At 47.7% G+C, this 16,708-nt stretch carries 16 protein-coding genes and 5 tRNA genes; 15 read left to right on the top strand and 6 right to left on the bottom strand.

Annotated features, from left to right (window positions below; translation table 11 throughout):
* Window positions 1-19 precede the first annotated feature (19 nt).
* The 3 genes from IPJ67_03915 (at window position 20) to IPJ67_03905 (ending at window position 4,208) form a co-directional block, all read left to right on the top strand.
* The gene (locus IPJ67_03915) at window positions 20-349 is read left to right on the top strand and encodes a hypothetical protein (GenBank protein QQR77261.1); all 330 of its coding nucleotides are present in this window, start codon (window positions 20-22) and stop codon (window positions 347-349) included.
* A gap of 102 nt (window positions 350-451) precedes the next feature.
* The gene (locus IPJ67_03910) at window positions 452-1,852 is read left to right on the top strand and encodes a sulfite exporter TauE/SafE family protein (protein QQR77260.1); all 1,401 of its coding nucleotides are present in this window, start codon (window positions 452-454) and stop codon (window positions 1,850-1,852) included.
* Between the two features lie 10 nt (window positions 1,853-1,862).
* Window positions 1,863-4,208, top strand: a complete 2,346-nt coding sequence (locus IPJ67_03905; protein ID QQR77259.1) for a copper-translocating P-type ATPase — start codon at window positions 1,863-1,865, stop codon at window positions 4,206-4,208.
* A gap of 16 nt (window positions 4,209-4,224) precedes the next feature.
* On the opposite strand, the gene recR is transcribed toward IPJ67_03905, so the two are convergent.
* From recR to IPJ67_03890, 3 genes are all read right to left on the bottom strand, one after another.
* A complete protein-coding gene (gene recR, locus IPJ67_03900; GenBank protein QQR77258.1) occupies window positions 4,225-4,821 on the bottom strand; it encodes a recombination protein RecR in 597 nt (198 codons plus the stop codon).
* Window positions 4,822-4,957: 136 nt separating this feature from the next.
* Window positions 4,958-6,319, bottom strand: a complete 1,362-nt coding sequence (gene dnaB, locus IPJ67_03895; protein ID QQR77257.1) for a replicative DNA helicase — start codon at window positions 6,317-6,319, stop codon at window positions 4,958-4,960.
* A gap of 448 nt (window positions 6,320-6,767) precedes the next feature.
* Entirely contained in the window at window positions 6,768-8,240 is a 1,473-nt protein-coding gene (locus IPJ67_03890) for a cysteine--tRNA ligase (protein QQR77256.1), read from the bottom strand.
* A 220-nt stretch (window positions 8,241-8,460) separates the two neighbouring features.
* Between IPJ67_03890 and IPJ67_03885 the strand changes: the two genes are divergently transcribed.
* A complete protein-coding gene (locus tag IPJ67_03885; GenBank protein ID QQR77255.1) occupies window positions 8,461-8,646 on the top strand; it encodes a hypothetical protein in 186 nt (61 codons plus the stop codon).
* 60 nt (window positions 8,647-8,706) lie between these two features.
* Here IPJ67_03885 and prmC read toward each other — a convergent pair whose 3' ends face one another.
* From prmC to rpmE, 3 genes are all read right to left on the bottom strand, one after another.
* Entirely contained in the window at window positions 8,707-9,642 is a 936-nt protein-coding gene (gene prmC / locus IPJ67_03880; GenBank protein QQR77254.1) for a peptide chain release factor N(5)-glutamine methyltransferase, read from the bottom strand.
* Window positions 9,643-9,674: 32 nt separating this feature from the next.
* Complete coding sequence (prfA, locus tag IPJ67_03875; protein QQR77253.1) at window positions 9,675-10,769, bottom strand: peptide chain release factor 1; 1,095 nt, start codon at window positions 10,767-10,769, stop codon at window positions 9,675-9,677.
* A 131-nt stretch (window positions 10,770-10,900) separates the two neighbouring features.
* Entirely contained in the window at window positions 10,901-11,203 is a 303-nt protein-coding gene (gene rpmE, locus IPJ67_03870; GenBank protein ID QQR77252.1) for a 50S ribosomal protein L31, read from the bottom strand.
* 260 nt (window positions 11,204-11,463) lie between these two features.
* Here rpmE and rpsB point away from each other — a divergent pair, with 260 nt between their 5' ends.
* The 11 genes from rpsB (at window position 11,464) to IPJ67_03815 (ending at window position 16,120) form a co-directional block, all read left to right on the top strand.
* Window positions 11,464-12,288, top strand: a complete 825-nt coding sequence (gene rpsB / locus IPJ67_03865) for a 30S ribosomal protein S2 (GenBank protein QQR77251.1) — start codon at window positions 11,464-11,466, stop codon at window positions 12,286-12,288.
* Between the two features lie 73 nt (window positions 12,289-12,361).
* Complete coding sequence (locus IPJ67_03860) at window positions 12,362-12,952, top strand: elongation factor Ts (GenBank protein QQR77250.1); 591 nt, start codon at window positions 12,362-12,364, stop codon at window positions 12,950-12,952.
* Between the two features lie 86 nt (window positions 12,953-13,038).
* Window positions 13,039-14,007, top strand: coding sequence for a tetratricopeptide repeat protein (locus tag IPJ67_03855; protein QQR77249.1), 969 nt, complete (start codon window positions 13,039-13,041; stop codon window positions 14,005-14,007).
* Between the two features lie 44 nt (window positions 14,008-14,051).
* Window positions 14,052-14,125: transfer RNA gene (locus IPJ67_03850), tRNA-Thr, on the top strand.
* 198 nt (window positions 14,126-14,323) lie between these two features.
* Window positions 14,324-14,406 (top strand) — tRNA-Tyr (locus IPJ67_03845).
* Window positions 14,407-14,434: 28 nt separating this feature from the next.
* Window positions 14,435-14,875: an HIT family protein gene (locus IPJ67_03840; GenBank protein ID QQR77248.1), complete on the top strand. Its 441-nt coding sequence runs from the start codon at window positions 14,435-14,437 to the stop codon at window positions 14,873-14,875.
* A tRNA-Thr gene (locus tag IPJ67_03835) sits at window positions 14,866-14,938 on the top strand. Before IPJ67_03840 ends, IPJ67_03835 begins: the two co-directional genes overlap by 10 nt.
* Window positions 14,939-14,976: 38 nt before the next feature.
* The gene (gene rpmG / locus IPJ67_03830) at window positions 14,977-15,138 is read left to right on the top strand and encodes a 50S ribosomal protein L33 (GenBank protein QQR77247.1); all 162 of its coding nucleotides are present in this window, start codon (window positions 14,977-14,979) and stop codon (window positions 15,136-15,138) included.
* Window positions 15,139-15,153: 15 nt separating this feature from the next.
* Window positions 15,154-15,224 (top strand) — tRNA-Trp (locus IPJ67_03825).
* 69 nt (window positions 15,225-15,293) lie between these two features.
* Window positions 15,294-15,368, top strand: a tRNA-Glu gene (locus IPJ67_03820).
* Between the two features lie 182 nt (window positions 15,369-15,550).
* The gene (locus tag IPJ67_03815; protein QQR77246.1) at window positions 15,551-16,120 is read left to right on the top strand and encodes a histidine phosphatase family protein; all 570 of its coding nucleotides are present in this window, start codon (window positions 15,551-15,553) and stop codon (window positions 16,118-16,120) included.
* The last annotated feature ends 588 nt before the right edge of the window (window positions 16,121-16,708 follow it).

Here is a 16,708-nt window from a genome sequence, read left to right as displayed (position 1 = left end):
CGGAGAGATGTCTTTTGCTATGGGTGACGATTCTTGTGCTTCATCCTCTTCTCTTCGTGAACAGTCATTGTATGAATCGGGGAGTGCGGGATGTATGAACGTGTTTGACCATGTGGCATCGTGGCGGGCGTTTCTTTCATCGTCTCTGCCTGTATTGCTCGTTTTTCTTTCTGCAATACTCTTTGCGGTTTTTGTGTCCAGGTTGTGGTACGCTCCAGTTCTTCGGATTTTTGATTTTCGGCGAGAGATATTTCATCCTCCCGAATATTTTGATGAGAGAATACTTCTCTCTGGTTCTCTTTTTCGCGCCTTTTACACAGGCGTGCTTCATGCCAAGATTGCACAGTAGTTTTCGTGTGCCTCGAAGAATGTTTGACGGGTTTTTCTGTCAAAGTGCTTTGAGGTTTTTGTGTTATGTGAAAATTTTTTCATTCAAATATTTCTTTTCTCTATGAAATCAATCATTGTAAAAAATAAACAGATAATCACGATTCCTATTGCCGGCATGCATTGTCGATCGTGTGAGATTCTGATTGAGGAAAAATTGAAGGAGATTCCGGAAGTCGTAAAAGCGGACGTGAAGTACAAAAAAGGAACGGCTGATATTTTCTACGATTCTCAAAAGCCGAACCGCAAAGAAATTGAAATGGCAATTCGCGATGCCGGTTATGAAGTGGGCGTTACGGGGAAGTTGCCTTTCCTGAGTAGAAATGTTTCCGACTACAAAGATTTGGGAATTGCCGCGCTCGTTCTCCTTATGTTGTGGATAGTGATTCGTGATTTGGGTTTGACGGGCATCTCATTTGTTCCCGAGGCTTCTGTAGGGTCTACGGCGCCATTCGTTATTTTCTTGGTCGGACTTACTGCAGGACTCTCGACATGTATGGCGCTTGTCGGTGGGCTCATCCTGGGTATTTCGGCGCGTCATGCGGAGAAACATCCCGAGGCAACCGCGCTTCAGAAATTTCGTCCGCATCTTTTCTTTAATGTCGGGCGCATTGTTTCATATGCGGCGCTCGGTGGTTTGCTTGGTATGATGGGATCATTTCTCAGTATTTCGGGAACGCCACTTGGTCTCTTGACTATTTTTATCGGTGTTGTGATGCTCTTATTGGGACTTAAACTTGTCGGTATTTTTCCGAGACTTGAAGGGGTGAGTCTCACGCTTCCGAAAAGTATCAGTCGACGACTGGGTATTGATCATAAGAGCCGTGAGTATAGTCATCGGAATGCGGCAATGCTTGGGGCACTCACGTTTTTCTTGCCCTGTGGGTTTACCCAGTCGATGCAGCTGCTTGCGATTGGAAGCGGATCCTTTGTGAGTGGAGCGTTTATCTTGGGACTGTTTGCACTTGGGACAGCTCCAGGACTTCTCGGTATTGGTGGACTCGCTTCGGCTGTGAAGGGAATATTCGCACAGCGATTCTTCAAATTTGCTGGTATTGCCGTTCTGTTCTTTGCGTTTTTCAATATCTCGAATGGATTGACTCTTGCTGGGTGGCGGAGCGTGCCTATCTCATCTTCTCCTGGACAATCGTCTGATGTGGAGGAGCCGCGCATGTCTGTGAGCTCGTCAGCTTCTCGAAGCGGTGTTCAGATTGTGCGCATGACGCAGGACGGATATGGATATCATCCGCAGACGATTACTGTGGAGCGAGGTCGTCCGGTCAAGATTATTATGACATCGACGAATCCGTATTCCTGTGCAAGTTCGCTCATTATTCCGAAAATGAATGTGCAGAAGAATCTCCAGTCGGGAGAAAATGTGATTGAGTTTACGCCGACAGAAGCTGGAACGATACCATTCTCCTGTTCAATGGGCATGTATGGCGGCAGTATTGTTGTTAAATAAAACCTTTCTTATGAAAAAAATAGCACTTTCTCTTTCGGGGATGCATTGTTCGTCGTGTGCGCGACTTATCGAGAATTCACTCAAGAAAACTTCGGGTGTGAAGGATGCGAATGTGAATTTCGCCGCCGAAAAGGCAATGGTCACTTTTGATGAGGTTGGCACGAGTGTTGAACATTTGATCGATGCGGTGTCGAGCGCCGGGTATCATGCGGAAGAGGTTCGTGCGGGCGATACTGACTTTGAACGGAAAAAGCGTGAGAAAGAAATTTCTGCGTATTTCAATAAGTTTGTGTTTAGTTTCGCACTCAGTCTCCCAATGTTTTTCTTCATGCCCTTGGATTTCTTCCCGTCGCTTCCAGGAAGAATGACGTTTGCGCCGTACATTGGTATTTTCTCGTTGCTTCTCACTATTCCTGTGCAGTTTATTATCGGTGGGGGTTTCTATAGGGGATTTTGGTCGGCGCTCAAGATGAAGACGTTCAATATGGATAGTCTTATTGCGATTGGGACATCGACAGCGTTTTTCTATAGCGCCTACAATTATGCGGTCTATGTTTTCGCGCATCAGTCGCTCATTGGTATTGATGGTGCAAAAATTCCAAATCTCTACTTCGAAACAGCGGCGTATCTTATTACCTTCGTGATTCTTGGCAAGTGGCTTGAGATCCGTACAAAAGGGAAGACGTCCGATGCTATAAAGAAATTGATGGGGTTGCGCGCAAAGACGGCGCGCGTGATCCGCGATGGGCAGACAGTTGATATTGCAGTAGAGAGTGTGGTGCATGGCGATGTCATCCTTGTTCGCCCCGGAGAGAAAGTGCCTGTTGATGGCGTTCTTCGTCAGGGGAGTTCAGCAGTGGATGAATCCATGATTACCGGAGAGAGTATTCCGGTTGAGAAGAATATCGGTGACTCCGTTATCGGAGGAACGATGAACAAAACGGGAAGTTTTGAATTCGAAGCAACGAAAGTGGGGAGTGAAACGGCGCTCGCGCAGATTATTCGTCTTATAGAGGAAGCTCAAGGATCGAAGGCGCCGATACAAAATTTTGCTGATAGCGTTTCTGCGTGGTTTGTGCCGGCGGTTATCGGGATAGCGCTTCTCACATTTCTTGTGTGGTATTTCGTTTTTGGGGCAACACTGGCATTCTCTCTGATGGCATTTACGTCTGTTATTGTCATTGCATGTCCGTGTGCTTTGGGTCTTGCAACACCGACATCGCTCATGGTAGGGACGGGGAAAGGTGCCGAATATGGAATTCTCATGAAGGGCGGTGAAGCGCTTGAGGCGGCGAGCGGTATTTCTGCAGTTGTCTTTGATAAGACAGGAACAATTACCAAAGGAAGACCGGAAGTGACGGACGTAATTTCATTCTGTGAAAAAGATGAAAATGAAATTCTTTCGGTAGCAGCGAGTCTTGAGAAGCTTTCCGAGCATCCTCTCGCTGAAGCGATTTATTCGCATGCTCAAGCAGAAAGTATTCCTTTGGAAAATATTCAAGATTTTAAAGCAATTCCGGGACATGGTGTTATGGGGCAAATGCGCGAGACGGTATATTTCTTCGGCAATCGACGCTTGATGGATGAAACATTGGGACTTGATACCAAGAAGACAGAGCAAAAAATATCCAGATTGGAAGAAATGGGGAAAACCGTTATGTTGCTTGCTACCGAAAAAAATATAGTTGGAGCGGTCGCGGTCGCCGATACCGTCAAGGAGACCTCTCGAGAGGCTATTGGGAAGCTGAAGAAAATGGGTGTTGATGTGTGGATGATTACGGGAGACAATGTGCGAACTGCCAATGCAATTGCTAATCAAGTAGGTATTACAAATATACTCGCAGAGGTGCTTCCAGAGACAAAGGCAAGTGAGGTGAAAAAAATTCAGGGAGCGGGAAAGAAAGTAGCATTTGTAGGTGATGGCATCAATGATGCGCCAGCTTTAGCACAGGCACATGTCGGTATTGCCATGGGGAGTGGTACGGATGTGGCGATGGAGGCGGGCGATATTGTGATTATGAAGAGTGATCTCAATGATGTGGTTACGGCGTTTGAGCTCTCCAAAGAAACGTTTGCAAAGATTAAACAGAATATGTTCTTCGCGCTTTTCTACAATGTAATTGGTATTCCGATTGCGGCGCGCGTCTTCTTTGTTTTCGGACTGGTGCTTAAGCCCGAACTTGCGGGGCTCGCGATGGCGATGAGTTCGGTATCGGTTGTGGGCAATTCATTGCTTCTTCGGTTCTTTCAGCCTGGCAAGCGAAATTACTTCTCACTCATCGCGCCTTTTGTGATGGTTATTGTATTCACGACCGCCTTCATTGCATTTGCATCATGGAGCAGTGGGATGGAATAGGGGCATCTCTTTCTTTCTATCCCACTTCTCTTCGGTGAGTGAGTGCAGAGGAGAGAGTGAGTTCGTCGGCATATTCTATATCGCCGCCAGTTGCGAGTCCGCGACCAAGGCGGGTGATTTTGATGTGGTAGCTCTCGAGTTTTCTACTGAGGTAGAGCGCGGTGAGGTCGCCTTCGGTTGTCGGGTTGGTCGCGAGAATTACTTCTGCAATAGATTCCCGACTCATACGATCGAGGAGTTCGGAAATGTGAAGTGTCTGCTCGGAATGCTTTTTGGGCGAGACGTCCATCGCGCCGCCGAGGACGTGATAGAGTCCGTTGTATCGTCCTGTTCGTTCGATGGCGATGACATCCATGGGTTCTTCGACGATGCAGAGTACTGTGGCGTCTCGGTGGGAATCGCTACAGATACCGCAGAGGTCGCTCTCGGCGATATGGAAACATCGTGAGCAGGTGCGGAGTCCGGTGATTGCGCGAAGACTCTCCGCGAAATCTTCCAGCGTTTCTTTTGACTGCTTGAATAAATGAAGTGTCAGGCGTTCTGCCATCTTTGGTCCAACCGAAGGAAGTGATGAGAAATGCTCAATGAGTTTTTTGAAGGTCTTTGGATACATAGAGCATTCATTCGCTGCGGAGTCTTTTGGGAAAAAAAGTGCGAAGGGTTTGTCTTGTTGACACTTTTAACAGGAGCTTAGTTTCTTTTTTGGGAATCCAGCGTATAAATCGGAAGATTCCTGGCATGAATTCACACTATTTCTCTACCTGGAAGCGTTCGAGGGATTTGAAGGTGGCGGCGGTTTCGTGGAAATAGAGTTGGACGCGTCCGACGGGACCGTTGCGGTGTTTGGCGACGATGACGTCGACGATGTTTTTGTTCGGAGTATCTGGTTTGGCGCGGTCTTCGCGGTAGAGAAACATCACGACATCAGCGTCTTGTTCAATGGACCCCGATTCGCGGAGGTCGGAAAGCTTTGGCACCTGATCGGGGCGCGACTCGACGGCACGTGAGAGCTGGGAGAGAGCGAGGACGGGGATATTGAGCTCTCGGGCGAGCTGTTTGAGTCCGCGAGATATTTCGGAAATTTCTTGGACGCGATTGTCGCCACCTCGTCCGCCGCGACCTTCCATAAGTTGGAGGTAGTCGATGATGATGAGTCCGAGCTTATGTTCTGCTTGGAGACGTCGTGCCATGGTGCGCATTTCCATGATATTGACCGATCCGGTGTCGTCGATAAAGATAGGTGTTTCACTCAGGGCACCAATTGCGTCGCCGATGAGACGGAAGTCGTTGTCTTGGAGTTTGCCGGTTCTGAGGCGCCAGAGATCGACATTGGAGTGAGAGGCGATCATGCGATCGACGAGCTGATCGGAGCCCATTTCGAGTGAGAAGATGCCGACAGGAATCTTGGCGTAAACGCCAACCTGGCGTGCAATATCAAGGGCGAAAGTGGTTTTTCCGATTGATGGGCGCGCTGCTAAGATGATGAGGTCGGATTTTTGCAGTCCCGAGAGAAGTCCGTCGAGATCGGGGAATCCGGTTGGGACGCCGCGGAAGGCGTGATCGCTCTTGTGGAGCTGGTCGATTCGTTCGAAGGCGTGTTCGAGAATAGGTTTGATGGGGACGAAATCTTGTTTGACAAATTTTTGCGAGACTTTAAAGAGCCGTTGCTCGGCTTCATCGAGTTGCTTTTCGACGTCCTCGCTTTCGTCATAGCCCATTTCGGCAATGTCGCTTCCGGCGGCAATAAGTCGGCGGAGAGTAGCCTTTCGCTGGACGAGTTTTGCGTAGTGTGCGACATTGGAGGCGCTTGGGACGCTATTGACGAGGGTAGCGAGTGCAGCGGGACCGCCGACAGTTTCTATTTTCCCTTTTTCTTCAAGTCGATTGGCAACGGAGAGTACGTCGATGGGTTCGCTTGTTTCATAGAGCTCAACCATTGCCTCATAGATCATGCTGTGGACGTCACGGTAGAAGTCGTCTGCTTTGAGGATATCGGCGATTTTGGTGATAGCGTTTTTGTCGAGCATAAGCGACCCCAAAACCGATTGCTCGGCTTCTTCGGAGTGCGGTGGCATGCGGAGTGCGTCGATGGAAGCTTTGTGTCGAGGCATAGGAGCATTGGCACGATGATGTATGAATCTCTCTATTGTAGAGGAAAATCAAAGCGAAGGGCAGTCTTGACAAGGTCTGGCTTTCCTAGTTGTATGGAGGGGCAGCTCTCAGGATTTTTTGTTCTTTACGGTATGTCACGGCGTGTCGTCGCTGTTATTCATCTCAAGTATGAGGGGAATTCGCATGAATCAGCAAGAGGCGTTTTTGCAAATGTTTTTCATTGGGATTGTGTTGGGTCAATGGAATTGTGATCGAGAAAACGACAGGCGATCTCGAGGAGGAATCTGTTTCAAGCTGTTTCGAGTGAAGAAGAGACGACTAAAGGGAGAAATAGCCGTCAACTCAAGAACAAAAAGAGGGATGTTTCGCTTCTCCGCTGGTCCAAGAAACAGGAGGAATCATGTGGCTACTAAAAAAGGGCGGTGATATTGGCGTCCTTCTTTGGCATTAGTTTCGTGCCTTTAAATCAAACCCTTGCGCGGTGTCTTCTATAGTGAAGCCCGCGCTTTCTATTTCTTCTCGGAGGCGGTCGGCTTCGTGGAAGTTTCTTTCTTGGCGGGCAATTTCGCGCGCTTCGGCGAGGCGTTGTATCTCTTTGGGGGTGGCGCCTTTTTCTTCGAAGACGAGACCGAGGAGGTTGGTGCACTTGAGAAAGATTTTTTGTATTTCTTCTGAATTTCCAAATGTTCCAGCATCCATTGATTTGTTTCCTTCGTGAGCGAGTGTAAGAAGGATGGTGATTGCTTCGGGAGTATTGAGATCGTCTTCGAGGGCGGTGATGAATTTTGTTTCGCATTGTGCTGCTTTTTCAGCGAATGCTTCTGCGTCATCTCGCACCGTTTTTTCAGAGAGATTTATAGTGACTGAATCCTCACCTTCGCTGGAATGACGGGAGAGTCGGTCGCGAAATGATTCGAGGGTCTTTCTATTCGTGCGCGCTTGTTCGACTCCTGCCCAAGAAAAATTCATTTGCGATCGATAGTGTGAAGAGAGGAGTGCGAGTCGCAGATCCATTGTTGTAAAACCTTTTGCCTCAACATCTTCGAGAGTGAAGAGATTGCCTTTTGATTTCGACATTTTCTCATTGTCGACGAGAAGATGTCGCGAGTGTATCCAGTAGCGCGAAAATGGTACTTGCTCGGTTGCACATTCGGATTGTGCGATTTCCGCTTCGTGATGGGGGAAGATATTGTCTTCGCCACCGGTATGAATATCGAAACGTTCGCCCAAGTATTCCATGCTCATGGTCGAGCACTCGATGTGCCACCCCGGGTAGCCTTCGCTCCATGGTGATTTCCAGTGCATGAGGTGACCGATAGGGCTTTTCAGCCACAGGGCAAAGTCCCAGGGGTGCTTCTTGTCGGGGTGCTCTTCGAGACGTGCGCCGACTTTGAGTTTGTCGAGCGTGTTGCCGGAGAGATGTCCGTAGTTAGCGTACGAAGTGACGTCGAGGAAGACATTGCCATTTTTCTCGTAGGCGTGCTGTTTCTTGATGAGGGTTTCGATGAGACGAATCATCTGTGGCACATGCGCGGTTGCCCGAGGGAAGTAGCTCGCGGGTAGGATATTCATCTTCTCTTCCGTTTCGCGGAAATAATTCTCGTAGAATCGCGCGATTTCTTGGGGCGTTTTCTTTTCAGCGAGAGCTTTCTTTGCGATCTTGTCTTCGCCAGTGTCGCCCTGTGCCGTATCGTCTTCGGTGAGGTGCCCGACATCGGTGATGTTTTTGATGTGACGCACTTCGTATCCGTCATGTTCGAGCAGGCGTCGCAATATATCTGCCATCAGATAGGAACGGATATTGCCGATATGTACTTTCCCATACACCGTTGGTCCGCAGGTGTACATGCCTACCTTCCCGGCATAGAGTGGTTCGAAAATTTCTTTCTTCTTTGCGAGTGTGTTGTAGAGTGTGATCATAGCGAGTAAGCAAGTCGATTTAAATAGACGATCTTCTTGTTTTCCAGCATATACTAAGGATTTCGTCTCGGAAAGAGGGGTGATGTTGTTCGTCATCGATTGGCAAGACGTCGCTGATTTTTTCTTTTGGATATTTTTTATAGAAGTCTTGACACGATTCTCATGATACGAAATTATTTCTATTTTTTTTCGAAAAAAATTTGTGTTGTAAAAAATTTTAGTGTATATTTATTGCAGAGAAGTTTTTTCTCGAAAAAAGAAAAATAAAATAGAAGGAGGTGGTATACATGGCAGCAAAAAAGAAAGCCAAGAAGACCGTGAAGAAGACGGCCAAGAAAACAACAACAAAGAAAAAGACGACCAAGAAGAAGGGAAAGAAGTAGTTTCGTCTTTTCTCTGTTATTAAATAGCGTCCCGATTTTTTCGGGACGCTATTGTTTTTTTATTTCTTTTTCTTGTGCAATGTCTATCGCGCTTGTGATGAAACATTGAGAGAGATTTTTGCAAGTCGGTACTTCTTGGCGAGGTCTTGGAAAAGTGTGACGGTTGATTGTGGGAATATGGCGAGTATAAGCTGTTGTATAGATGTTTCTTGCGAAGGGCTGATTTCGAAGAAGAGAGTGGTTTTTGGATTTATTTTTTGCTCTTCGAAAAACTGTCGAAGTTCTTCGAGAAGTCTTTGATAATGATCGAGCCCAGCTGTGCCACTTTCGAGTGCTGATTTCGGTTCGAAATTTTGTACATCGGGAGGCGCTTGGTGAAATTCCTTTTTGGAAAGATAGGGGAGATTTGCAGCGATGAGTATCTCATCGGCATCGAGAAATTTTTTCTTCGGAATTTTTTCGAGGAGATTCGAATGAATGAATTGAATATTGTGCCGCGGATTTATTTGCTCGGCGTTTTTCTTTGCTTCATCGAGCGCACTTTCTGAAATATCTGTTGCGAGAAAAGTAAAATTTTTTTTATCATCTGCATGTGTTGCGATTTCTTCTGCAAGCGTTGTGATAATGTTTCCCGATCCGGTTCCGATATCGAGGATGAGTATTGAAGTGTGTTTGTGAAATGATATTTTTTGTGAATCGCTCTTAGTATTTGAAATGTGCTCTTGGATATTTTCTACGAGGAGTTCTGTTTCTGGTCGCGGGATGAGAGTGTGTTGATTGACAAGAAACTCTCGACCATAGAATTCTTTGTGTCCTACGATGAGTGCTATCGGTTCATGTTGTATTCTTCGGAGCGTGTAGGATGCAAACTGATTTGTTGGTTCTTCTGAGATGAAATATTCTGGATGCGCGATGACGAATACTTGCGTTTTTTTAATGATGTGCGCCAGAAGGAGCTCCGCTTCGAATCGGGGAATGCTCGTTTCTGCTTTGCGAAGAAGAGTTTCGATAGTCGGCATGGTTTTCGTACGCGTTTGGAGCGCGGTTGGGATTAGTCGCGCCTTGTGTTCGAGGACTCTTTCTCGAGGAGGCGTGCCATGTCTTCGGCTTCGAGTCGAGAGAGTATGCGCTCGAGGTTGCCAGCGAGGATTCCTTCGATATTGCTCCAGGATTCTTTGATGCGATGATCGGTGATGCGATCTTGGGGAAAGTTGTAGGTGCGAATCTTCTCGCTTCGGTCGCCGGTGCCGATTTGGGTTCGACGTGCGTCCCCGAGTTCTTTTTCTTGTCTGGCCTCTTCTGCTTCGAGGAGGCGGGCGCGTAGAACGGTGAGCGCTTTGTCTTTGTTCTTGTGTTGGGATTTTTCATCCTGACAGGTGACGACGAGTCCGGTTGGGATATGGGTGATGCGAATGGCGCTTTTGGTGGTGTTGACGGATTGTCCTCCGGGTCCGGATGAACAATAGGTATCGATACGGAGGTCATTGGGACTGATGACGAGGTCTGCCTCTTCCGCTTCGGGCAAGACGGCGACGGTGGCGGTTGAGGTGTGAATGCGCCCGGATTTCTCGGTTTCGGGAATGCGCTGGACGCGGTGAACTCCGGACTCGTATTTCATGCTTTTGTAGACCTCGGGACCATTTCCCCGACTTATCTCGAAGACGATTTCTTTGAATCCGCCCAAGCCGGTTTCATTGGTGTGGAGGAGGGATGTTTTCCACCCGATTTGTTCGGCATAACGGGCATACATGCGGAAGAGACTTCCAGCAAACAGCGCCGACTCGTCTCCGCCCGCGCCTGCGCGGATTTCTACAATGACGTCGCGAGAATTTCGTGGATCTTTTGGGAGGAGTAATTTCCTGAGCGCAGCCTCTTCGAGTGGTTTTCGTGCGGCGAGTATTGCGTTTTCTTCCATGGCGAGCATTTGCATTTCCGGATCGGTATCGGCATTTATCAGCGTCGCATTTTCGCGCATTGATTGGTTCGTTTTTTCGAGTGCTTCCGCGACGGAGAGGATTTCGAGGAGCTCTGTCCGTCGTTTCCCGAGTTCGGCGAGTTTCTCGGGGTGCGAAACAATACCCGGATCGGAAAGTGTCCGTTCGAGTGTCTCGAATTCTTCACGAATAGCGGTAACGAGATCTTGCATAGGGTTGATTAATGAGGTGCTTTCAGATTTTCAGACACGTCCTCTTAAGAGTATACATTCATAGAGTGCAAAGGAAAACAAAAAACGATGCCTGAAGAACAGGGTCATCGTTTCTTGTGGAGTCGGTGGCGCTATTTCTTGGGTTTGGAAGCGGTAGCAGTCTTCTCGGCTTTGCGCTTGGATTTTTCGGCGAGTTTGATACGCTTTGGACGGGCAGTTGTCTTCAATCCCTCGGTTTTCTTGGAAAGCTTCTCAAATCGATCGACTCGACCGGTTGAGTCGATGCGTTTCTTTTTGCCGGTATAGAACGGGTGGCAGTTGGCGCAGACGTCTATATTGATCTCGGCGCGGGTTGATCCGGTTTTGATTGTGGCACCACAGCCGCAGATAATGACGGCTTCTCGCGTGTATGTTGGGTGAATATCGGTTTTCATAAGCATTCGTTAGGGTTCAAATTCAAGTTCTTGGCGAGTGTATCATGCCTCTTGGAAATTGACAAGGGGGGAAGTATCCGTTAGAATCCTTTTGACTTGTTTCTTGCTCTTTTGAGGGCGAGGAACGGTTTATCATTCATGCTTGTCCCCGAATCCTTTCCTGGTCTCGGTAGAGACTTTATAGGGTTCTCTTAGCGCTATTGTCGTGGGGAGAGGCAGAAGGAAGCATAAGAAAAGGATAATTTTTTGAGAAGAATTGTATGATTGATGAGGAGACGAAGACAGAGACTCTGTCGGAGGAAAAAGAGGTGACGGTTATTCCGTCAGCGAGTACAGCGAATGTTTTGACGTCGGATTACTTCGCAAATCTCGACTTTGGAGCGGTAGATGTGACGCTCGAGACGCTTCTTAAGGCGGGTGTTCACTTTGGGCATATGAAGTCGCGTCGGCATCCAAAAATGGAAGCCTATACCTATACGACTAGGAATAATCTGAATATTCTCGATCTCAAGAAAACACTCACAAAACTTGAGGAAGCAGCGGCATTTCTTGCTTTGGTCAAGAAGAGCGGTAAGCCGATTCTCTGCGTTGGTACCAAGAAACAGACACATGATCTGATTCGATCATTTGCGAAGCGGCTCGGACTCTTCTTCGTGGTTGATCGTTGGATTGGTGGGACATTTACAAACTTTTCTGTTATTCGCGGGCGGACGAAATTTTTGCGTGAAACGGAAGATAAACTTGCTCGCGGGGACTTCAAAAGCTACACCAAGTTTGAGCGTATGAAAATTGCTGAAGAGCTTGAGAAGCTCGAAAAGAGCATGGGCGGTATCAAATATATGAACGAGCTTCCTGGAGCGGTGTTTCTTGCCGATGCCAAGGAGGGCGCTATCGTGATTCGCGAAGCGCGTCGTGCGGGGATTCCGCTAGTTGGTATTGTCGACAGCAATGCCGATCCTTCCTCGATTGATTATCCTATTCCGGGAAATGATGACGCTATTTCATCACTTCGCCTTCTCCTTGGTGCGATTGGAAAGACGCTCGAGTCCACAAAGATAGAGCCGACACCAGTGTCTAAGCAATAGGCGGTGCACTCTGTGACTCTGGCACATCCTGTGTATTTTTGTGAATGAAATGTTTTCTTTAAAAGAATGTTCTATGGGAACAGTATCTCTTGAGATGGTAAAACGGCTCCGTGAAATGACGGGCGCTGGTGTTGTTGATGTCAAGAAGGCGCTCGACGAATCTCAGGGAGATGAATCAAAAGCGGTCGACCTCTTGAAGAAGCGCGGGCAAGCAAAGGCGTTGAAGAAGTCGGATCGGGAGGCAAAAGAGGGTATTATTGCTTCGTATATTCATTCGAATGCTCGTATTGGAGTGCTTGTGAAACTCCTCTGTGAAACAGACTTTGTGGCTCGGAACGAGGCATTTGTGGCTCTCGGGAGAGATATCGCGATGCATGTGGCGGCGATGAATCCGCGTGTGGTTTCACCAGAAGAAGTGGATGCTCTTGCTGTCGAGAAAGAGCGTGCAGTGTGGCAGGAACAGCTTGTTGCTGAGAAGAAGCCGGAAGCGATTGCGCAAACGATTCTTATTGGAAAAGAAAAGAAGTTCCGCGAGGAAGCGGCGCTTCTTACGCAGCCTTTCGTGAAGGATTCGTCAAAGACTGTTGGTGATGTGTTGACAGAATCGATTGCCAAGATGGGCGAGCGTATTCAGATTGGCGGATTTGTCCGCTTCGATTTGTAGAAAGATATATATCCTCTGCCGCGGATTGTTCTTTTCTGTTATGATTGAATTGGATTCTTTCGTTTGGCTTCCGAATTGCTCTCTCTATGCTTGCTCTCATTCTCCCGCCGTTTTTTGTTGTTCTTGCTCTCGCTCTTTTGTTGTATCTTTTTTTCCGAAAGTTGCCGGAAGTGGAGCGTCTGGAGCGTGAGCAGTCAGGCGAATCAGGCGGGTCGCTTCTTTCGATGAGTGACCGGATGAAGCGACTATTTTTGGGTTTGGTTGAACGATTCGCGCGTCTTTCGAAGCTGTTGTCGCTCAAGATTCACAATAAGCTCAATACCTTGGCGGCATCAGCTCATTCGGCGCGTGTTCAGGTAGCGGATCGCATTGCAGAAAGGAAGCAGGCTCGCTCAGAAAGATCAAAGGTAGTGCCTATTGGTTCTATGTCCGGAGATGTTTCTTCAAATGTTGCCGATGCACAGAAAGATTCGATAATGAATGATTCGGGAGCGGGAGGTTCTCAAGCGTCTCTTACTGATCAATCAAGTCGTCTTCGTCGATGGTTGGGCGCTGATCGGCGGAGTGTTTCTCGGACTGATTTGCCAGCAGAAGTTCCAAAGGATTCTTCTCAGAGGGAGGCTCCAGATTTCCGGATTCCATTGAAGGAGGAAGATTTGCCACCACTTGTTTCTGAGCCGCTTCAGCCAACTTTGGAAGATCAACCCGATCGTGGAACAAAGAGGGTCTCGACCAATATCGGGCGAGCACTTGGCGATACCATGCGCCGTCTTCGTCCGACAAGAGAACGTCCTGTTCTTCCGGTTCGTGAAGTTGAACCAGTCGCTCCGCAGAAGAAGGAGCAACTGGAGGATATACTTATTGAGCGCATTTCTCTGAATCCGAGAGATATTGAGGCATATGAGCGATTGGGGGACTATTATCTTGAACAGCAGAATCTGGTTGATGCAAAGGAATGCTATCGTCAGGTGCTCAAATTGAGCCCCGCCTATCGTCTCGTCAAGATAAAAATCCGGAAACTCGAGCGTCTGCTTGAAAAGGACCGGACACCGTGATAGAGTGCGAAAGGTCTCTGCAAGGGCTCTTGTAGTGGAGGGATGCCTGAGTAGCTCAGTTGGTTAGAGCAGCTGTTTTGTAAACAGCAGGTCGTCGGTTCGAATCCGACCTCAGGCTCTGTGAGAGTCTATTGAGAAAAGTCGTTTTTCGGAAGAAATTATTTTTTGCTTGTCTTCGCGTGATCGCTGTGAAAGCCGCGAAAAATAATTTCTTCCGAAAAACAGTGTGTAAGGTATGAGTTTTTTGTATTCTTCTTGAGTAAATTTTGAGGAAGATAGGAGAAAGAGATGATGAGTTCGAGAGTGTTGGTGATATGGGTAGGTGGCGGAGCGGTCAATCGCAGCAGACTGTAAATCTGCCGACTTCGGTCTACGGGGGTTCGAATCCCTCCCTGCCCACAGGGTTTAGTAGTTTTTATCAAAAGTTATGCGGTTCAAAAAGAAGCTCGTATTTGAAACTGATTATTGGCGTGTTGGTCTTGCTGAAGAACAGACATATCTTGGTTACTGTGTCGTTGCCTTGAAAAGACAGGGTTGTGGAGACTTGGCCGAATTGACGAAGGAGGAAGCGGTTAATTTCTTTGAGGTAGTAAAAACGTTTGAGAAGGCTCTTCGTAGCGCTTTCGGCGCAACGATGTTCAATTGGTCATGTCTGATGAATAATGCATATCAATTACCGGACCCCAAACCCCATGTGCATTGGCATGTGAAGCCGCGATACAATCATTCGGTCGATTTTGGAAGGGAGATCTTTGAGGATATTCGTTTCGGTCATCATTACACGTTGCTTGAAGATCTCAATCGGATAGTGAGTGATGAAATGCAGAATAAGATTATTACTAAGATACAAGAAAATTTGCCGTTGTAGCTCAGTTGGTAGAGCATCTCCATGGTAAGGAGAAGGTCACCGGTCCGATTCCGGTCAACGGCTCAAGAGGGGAGAGGTATAGAATATTTAAGATACGTGTTATGGGTGCGATCAAGGAAAACATGGTGAAGCTTCGTTGCAGTGAATGCAAGAAGATTGTGGGACACACGAGGCGCAACAAGAAGAAAGTGAAGGAAAAGCTTTCACTTCAGAAATTTTGCAAATCGTGTCGCAAACACACTCTGCAAACGGAGTCGAAGTAGGGATTTCCTTGCTTCGGGAGCGTAGTTTAGTGGTAGAATGCTGGTCTCCAAAACCAGCGGTGAAGGTTCGATTCCTTCCGCTCCTGCTTAGAGTCTGTCCGAAAACTTCATATTTCACGATGAAAGAGAATTTTTGGACAGGCTTTTGGGAATATGCCGCGTTCGTCTAGCCCGGTTAGGACGCCAGGTTCTCATCCTGGAAATCAGGGGTTCGAATCCCCTACGCGGTACTACTCTTGCGCTTTGAGTTTTTTGTCGGGCGCGCTTATGCTATTTGTCAAAGAAAAAACGAGTCTGGATAATAGAGTGGGACGGTTTGCTGTCACGCTTCTTTTGGTGGTGATAGTTTACTTCGCCATTGGCATTATTGACGATGTTTCGATGTTTCTTGGGAAATGAACAAAGATTTTCTATGAAGAATACGGTATTTTTCTTGGTACGGCACGGGGAAGCAGAGCATAATATTTTGGATGTGGCGAGTTCGTTTCCGGAGCGGCATTCGTATCATTTGACCGATGAGGGGCGTCGGCAGGTTGCGGCGCGCGCCGAAGAATTGTCTCGCGAATCTATTGATGTCATTTTCTTCTCTCCGATTACACGGACGCGCGAGACGGCTATAGTGATTGCTGAGAAGACGGGCGCGCCCTCTTTTGAAGACATGCGATTGCGAGAGCCAGGCTATGGAGTATTTGAAGATGGCCCGTGGACAACTTTGACAGCGAAATATCCGCCGCCACGGCGACGACTGGAGACTGATGGGACAGATGGTGTCGAGAACTTCGCAATCGTTCGAGAGCGACTCATATCTTTCCGAGATTTTGTGTTGTCTGAGCACCGAGGGGAGCGCATCGTGATTGTCTCACATGGAGACACTTTGCAATTGCTTCATGGGATTCTTGTCGGACTGACGCTTGAAGAGTCGGTGTTATCCGAAGACCGCCACCGCTTTCATCGTGGAGAAATGTTGAAGGTAGAAATGTAGATGGTGCTTTTTATTGGGTATGAAGACGCCCGTCGCAGTTTTGCGGCGGGCGTGTTGTTTTGGTTCTATATTCTTCAGCCAGTTATACTAGCTGTTTGATTTGTTTTCTTTCGTTTTCTCGCCTTCCCCTTAGTGAAGCCACCTTGATGCTTGTGGCAGTGTCGAGATCTTCTGGTGGCGTTTCTTTCACGTGGTGTGCAGTACGACGGAGGGAGCTTACCACTTGTTGAGAACGCATTACTGGTTGATCAGGCGGATTCTCCAAAAGAATCTCCTTCTATCTAGGGTAATGTGACCACTGCGGAAGTTGGCGTCGTCCTCCTTTTCTTTGATTGCGTGACTCGTACTGACTGTCTGACGGGGGCTGTTTATGGCAAATACTCGTGGTATCTTTTACTACTCTTTGTGGAACGAGGAAAAACGAAGTATGTTTCTTTGCCTCGGGGAGTAACTTCATTTGTTCTTTCCTTTATCGTGCGAGGGGAGAACTGTTTCGATTTGAAAAAAGAAAAAACGTTTTACGTTTTTCTCTGCTGCGTTTCATTGGGGATGAAAATAACCTCATCTGCCCCTGATTTGTCCAAGGCA

The sequence above is a fragment of the Candidatus Moraniibacteriota bacterium genome (genome assembly GCA_016699385.1).
Taxonomy (GTDB): Bacteria; Patescibacteriota; Minisyncoccia; order Moranbacterales; family UBA1568.
Note: the sequence above shows the minus strand (reverse complement) of the source record. Positions and strands in the feature narration are given on the sequence as shown.